Below are 5,542 nucleotides of genomic sequence, written 5' to 3'. Positions count from 1 at the left end.
ACCGCCGTATAGCCTGTCGCTCCTAAAATTGCAACGCGGATGGCCATAAACTCTACCTGTCAACGCTTTCAGGATAAAATTTATTCGCTGGGCCAGACATTTTTGGGAAGACCGATGCCCACACCCTCTGCACCGAGACCGGCTGCGAGGCGCTATTACCTGCAATATACCCCCCTTTGCCGCGGTTTAACAAGAGCGGACTCGGGGGAATGCCCAAAGGTTCACCGGGAACGGCATGCCGACCGGCCAACCAGATGACGGTGGGCCGGTGCCTCCACCTTTCAAGACACATTAACCACGGCCGACGCCATATTCCGGTAGGGCCATTTATGAATTGTCCCTACCACCAGCGAGGGACAAAGCATTTCACGGGCACGACAGGCGTTCCCCTGCGAGGTGCTCTCGCCCTCGTACCATACGGAGACATCATCAACGACTGCTTGCCCCAACATCTCCAAAAATGGGAAGGGGCGACCGATTGGCCGCCCTTGATCCCACGGTTCATCGACGTGCCCAAACCGACGACTGTGATTGTCCGTCGGGCGGACAATTCCGTCGAGCGTCCATCCCCGTTTCAAAACCGGGCTCGATCAGTGGCTGTCAGACTGCTTCTCGGACTTTTCCGGCTTTTCCGGCTTTTCCGGCTTGCGCTGTTCGCACTTGAGCTCGTGGAGCTCCCGCACCCAGATGTTGCGGAACTTCACCGGATTGCCGTGGAACTGGATATGGATGGGCTCTTTTTCCGCGTGGGGAGCGTATTTCGGCGGGGCATCCCACGCCGTGGTCCCTTCGATTTCAAAGTGGTTTTGCACGACCACACCGTTGTGAATGACGGTCACGTAGGCCGGTTTCAGGAGCTTTCCGTCCTTGTCGAATCGGGGAGCGGTGAAAATGATGTCGTAGGTCTGCCATTCGCCCGGTTTTCGCGAAGCATTGACGAGCGGAGGATGATGTTTGTAGATGGCCCCGCACTGCCCGTCATAGTACGTGGGGTTCTGATACGAATCGAGAATCTGGACCTCGTAACGTCCCATCAGATAGACGCCGCTGTTGCCACGGCCCTGACCTGAACCTTCGATTTTTTCCGGTGTGGCAAACTCCAGGTGGAGCTGGATATCGCCGAATTTTTTCTTGGACGTGATACCATTTTTCTGGGCGATGGCGTAGCCGTTCTCCACAATCCAGTTTTCACCCCCTTCCCATTCAGAAAGGTCTTTTCCATCGAAAAGGATGATGGCATCGGACGGGGGAGCGCCACATCCCTCCCCGGGGGTGACGACAGGTGGCTCCTGCCACACCTTGCCGCTGATCCATTCCTCAGCAGAAAGACTGCCTGCCAGCGCAAGCAAGATGACCGCTGAACTCCACACGGTGAGAGCACGCATGATAGGACCTCCTCTCAACAAACAAAACCAGCAGGAAAGCAACCAGTGAGGCACGCACACTGTGCACAAAATCACCATCATCATTCGGTGGGAAATAAAGTTCAAGCGTACGCACGTTCCCTGTGATCGCCGTCCCGGCGGGGGCCATCGTGGACTTGAAGTGGCAGGACACGGGCACTCATATGGCCCAACCAGCGAGGCTGGAACGAGCCGGCGGGTGGTGATCCTCTGGAGTGCGCGCAGAATTTCCTGTGTGGCCCTGGCAGGTTCTTTTACTGTTTTTGGGGACCAAATGGGCACGGCCTACTGTTCCAGCCATTTGACGGCCTGTTTGGCCCAGTAGGTGATGATGATGTCGGCCCCGGCGCGGTGGATGGCGGTGAGCATCTCGAGGGCCACGCGCTGGAGATCCAGCCAGCCTTTCTCAGCAGCCGCCCACACCATGCTGTATTCTCCGGAGACGTTGTACGCCGCGACGGGCACGCCGGGAAATCGTTCTTTCACCAGCTGGATGATGTCGAGGTAGGACGTGGCCGGTTTGACCATCACGATGTCGGCACCCTCGGCAAGGTCAAGCTCCACTTCGCGGAGGGCCTGCTCGGCAGCCGCCGCGGGATCCATCTGGTAGCTTCGGCGATCCCCGAACTGGGGCGCGCTTTCCGCCGCTTCCCGGAACGGCCCATAAAACGCACTGGCGTATTTCGCGCTGTAGCTCATGATCGGAACGTGGGTGAAACCAGCCTGATCGAGGGCCTGGCGGATCGCCCCCACCATGCCGTCCATCATGCCACTGGGGGCCACCATATCGGCACCTGCGCGAGCATGAGCCACGGCTTGCCACCCGAGCATACGGAGGGTCTGATCGTTGTCCACGGTATCGTAGGCTCCGGCTTTCCCCAGCGCGCCGCAGTGCCCATGGCTGGTGTATTCGCAGAAGCACTCATCCGTGATGACAAGCAGTTCCGGCGCTACGTCTTTGATGACCCGAATCGCCCGGCAGATGATCCCCTGGTCACTTGTGGCGTCGCTGCCCAGGGGATCTTTGTGATCCGGAATGCCGAACAGGAGAACACCTCCCAGTCCAAGGCGCTTGACCTCTTCGATTTCTTCGCGCAGGGCATCCAGGGAAAGCTGATCATGGCCGGGCATTGAGGAGATCGGCACGCGAGGCTCGGAGCGGGCGTGCACAAACAGGGGCAGAATCCACCGGCCGGGATCAAGCCGAACGGCCTGAACGAGTTGCCGAATTGCCGGGTGATAGCGGAGTCTCCGCATCCGCACGGTGGGGAACCCCGCTGCTCGGCACCGCTCGATGATCAACCGGCGCGCCGGTGTTGCACCCATACCGTTTACTCCTTTACTTTCAGCTTTGTTCCGTTCTGCTCAGCAATGACGAAGGCGGCCTGGTTCGCTGTCGCCGCGCGTGTCGTGCACGCCAGTCTGTGGGCTTCACGAAGGCAGATGATCGGCGGAAGATTGTTGTCCCGATTTGTTCTCATCGTCCTCCGGCACGCGCGAAAAATCAACCACCCAGGCCGTCGGGACGTAGCGTGTCACCAGCCAGTCGGTGAGATTGGCCCACCCCGCACAGTAGTTGAGGATGACGCTGTCCGCGGTGGCGATCACATCGGGGCATTCCATAAGGACATAATCGGGACTTTGCACGATTTCCACCTGCCACGACCAGCCGTGTTCCGCTGCCATTTCCCGGATGAGTTTGGCTAGGCGGCCGCTGTTGGACACGGGCTTGTCGAGATACCAATGCGCGGTGGAAACACCCAGCTCGGCAAGGCCCTTTCCAATCAGGTCGATTGCGGCGACGGTTTCCTGGACCTTTCGGTAAGAGCCGTGCATGCTGGCCATATCGCGCAGAGCGGCGTCCCTTCCGCGGATGAGCACTCCGCCGCCCAGCGCTGCTTCTATGGTGGTGAGAACGTTATAGCCATCCAGATAAAGCGGCAGACCACAGAGGCTGTGCACCTCCTTCTGCCGAGAACGCCGGTTCCACAGTTCTTCCCGCGTGCATGCGCTGCGCTCCAGCGCCAATCTCTGCCGGGCCGCCAGTTGATAGCGATCGCCCACCAGCTTGAGAGACGAGGGCAACGCGTAACCCCGATCGAGGAGCCAGCAGAGATCACCGAACGCCGTCAGCAGCCGGGGATACTGGCTGGGCGCGAAGAGTTCATGATCTTCGGGATGAGGACCACGATGCTGCCGACGGTCAGGCACGAAAAATCAGTCCTCCCAAAACACGCACTCCCTCCGTGTCCCCAGAATCGGCGTCCGTACCCCTGCCGGTAACCAAACCCGGTGGGCAACGGTCTTTATTTCCGCTCATAGGTGCCCATCAATTCGCCTTCCGCCAGAATGTGTCCTTTCATAGCGTTCATGAGCTCTTTCTTCGTTGCACCCGGCGGAAGGTTGAGCTTGGTATTGAGGGCATAAATGCGGAAGTAATAACGGTGGCGGCCGTGGCCCGGCGGAGGCATGGGGCCACGGTATCCAATCGTCTGACCGCTCGTCCACGAATTCTTCCCCTGAAGAGCTCCCGGCGGATTGTCAAGTTTGGGGGTTTTGGGAAGATCCTCGGGCAGTTTGGTCACATCGGGCGGAATCTTGTAGAGCACCCAGTGTACCCAGGGTTCCGGCGTGGGAGCGTCCGGATCGTCACAAATGAGGGCCAGTTCCTGGGTTCCCTCGGGGATACCCGACCATTCCAGCGGCGGCGAGACATCCGCCCCTTCTCCCGTGTATTTCTTGGGAATCGGCTGCCCCGACTGAAATGCAGGGCTGGTGATTCTGATGGCCATGGCCTTACCTCCTTCTTCACCGGTTACCTCAGCAACGGAACTCCCCGACGACGATTGCTCTTCAGCGGCCCCAGCAGACGTTGCACCACTTTCTGTCGCGGCTTCCGTTTCGCAACAGGCGGGCTTGTCACCCACAATTTGAAATTGCCGAGACGACAGGCCCTCTTTTTCAGCCTGACATCCCAGGCTGGTTACAGCGGCCATCACCAGAACCGCCCAGCTTCCCCTCAGGAATTTTTTGGAGAGCAGTGTCATCGATTTCATGGTTCTCTCCGGCACACTGAAACGCCGCATGGTCCTGTCCACTCACGCGTCGTCGCTCTTCTGCTGGCCTCCCTATCAGGCCCTCCGTCGGACGGGGAGAGCGGTCGTCCTTCGTGTTTGTCGCCCGGAGTTCGCTGCCCTCATCCTTTGACCACACCGATCGGACGCAGCCGGGCGACTTTCTTGGCGAGTCCCGCGCGATCCACGATGTCCACCACGATGCTGACATCTTTATAGGCGTCGGAGTGCTCCTCCGCCAGTCCTGCCCGACTGTGCGCCCGCGCGATGATTCCCTTGGCCGCCAGCTCTTTGTCGATCTGGCGACCCCGTGCGACCTGAATGGCGGCGTTGCGGCTGAGCACGCGCCCTGCCCCGTGGCAGGTGGTGCCGAATGTTTTCTCCATCGAAGCCGGCTGGCCCACCAGGACCCAGCTTTCGCGGCCCATGTCACCGGGAATGATGACCGGCTGGCCGATCGCGCGATACCGCTCGGGAACGTCGGGATGGCCCGGTGGAAATGCCCGCGTCGCGCCTTTCCGATGGACGCACACGAGTTTTTCCTTGCCATTCACGACGTGCTTTTCCATCTTGGCGATGTTATGGGCAACGTCGTACACCAGCTCCATGCCCAATTCTTCCCAGGGTTTCCCGAAAAATTCGCTGAAGGCTTCCCGCGTCTGCCACATGAGGAGCTGGCGATTGGCCCAGGCATAATTGGCCGCCGCCCGCATCCCCGCCAGATAGCGCTGACCCTCAGGGCTGTTAATAGGGGCGCAGGCGAGCTGGCGGTCGGGGAGCTGGATGTGATATTTTTCCGGACACCGCCGCATTTCCTGGAGTGCGTCGTCACACACCTGATAGCCCAGGCCGCGCGATCCGGAGTGGATCATCACGCAGACGGTTCCCGGCTCCAATCCCATGATCCGAGCGGCTTCGGGATCGAAAATTTCTTCCACCACCTGAACCTCCAGGAAGTGGTTTCCCGCCCCCAGCGTCCCACACTGGTCGCTCCCTCGCTTTTTGGCCTCGTTACTCACACAGGAAGCGTCGGCCCCCGCCATGCAGCCGCCTTCTTCCGTATTC

At 59.8% G+C, this 5,542-nt stretch carries 5 protein-coding genes; all 5 read right to left on the bottom strand.

Features of this window, described 5'->3' with window-relative positions; all coding sequences use genetic code 11:
- Positions 1–590: 590 nt before the first annotated feature.
- Positions 591–1,385 carry a DUF1080 domain-containing protein gene (locus H5U08_RS09040; RefSeq protein ID WP_297032337.1) on the bottom strand — a complete coding sequence of 265 codons (795 nt, stop codon included), beginning with the start codon at positions 1,383–1,385 and terminating at the stop codon, positions 591–593.
- Between the two features lie 303 nt (positions 1,386–1,688).
- Complete coding sequence (gene hemB / locus H5U08_RS09035) at positions 1,689–2,729, bottom strand: porphobilinogen synthase (RefSeq protein ID WP_297032336.1); 1,041 nt, start codon at positions 2,727–2,729, stop codon at positions 1,689–1,691.
- 105 nt (positions 2,730–2,834) lie between these two features.
- Positions 2,835–3,614 (bottom strand): DUF434 domain-containing protein, encoded by a 780-nt coding sequence (locus tag H5U08_RS09030; RefSeq protein ID WP_297032335.1) that lies wholly within the window; start codon positions 3,612–3,614, stop codon positions 2,835–2,837.
- 95 nt (positions 3,615–3,709) lie between these two features.
- Positions 3,710–4,459, bottom strand: a complete 750-nt coding sequence (locus H5U08_RS09025; protein ID WP_297032333.1) for a YbhB/YbcL family Raf kinase inhibitor-like protein — start codon at positions 4,457–4,459, stop codon at positions 3,710–3,712.
- A 140-nt stretch (positions 4,460–4,599) separates the two neighbouring features.
- On the bottom strand, positions 4,600–5,542 hold a 943-nt coding region (locus H5U08_RS09020; RefSeq protein WP_297032331.1), incomplete at its 5' end, for an RtcB family protein.

Source organism: Thermogutta sp., assembly GCF_014359955.1.
GTDB lineage: Bacteria > Planctomycetota > Planctomycetia > Pirellulales > Thermoguttaceae > Thermogutta.
This window is presented reverse-complemented; position numbering and strand designations above follow the sequence as displayed.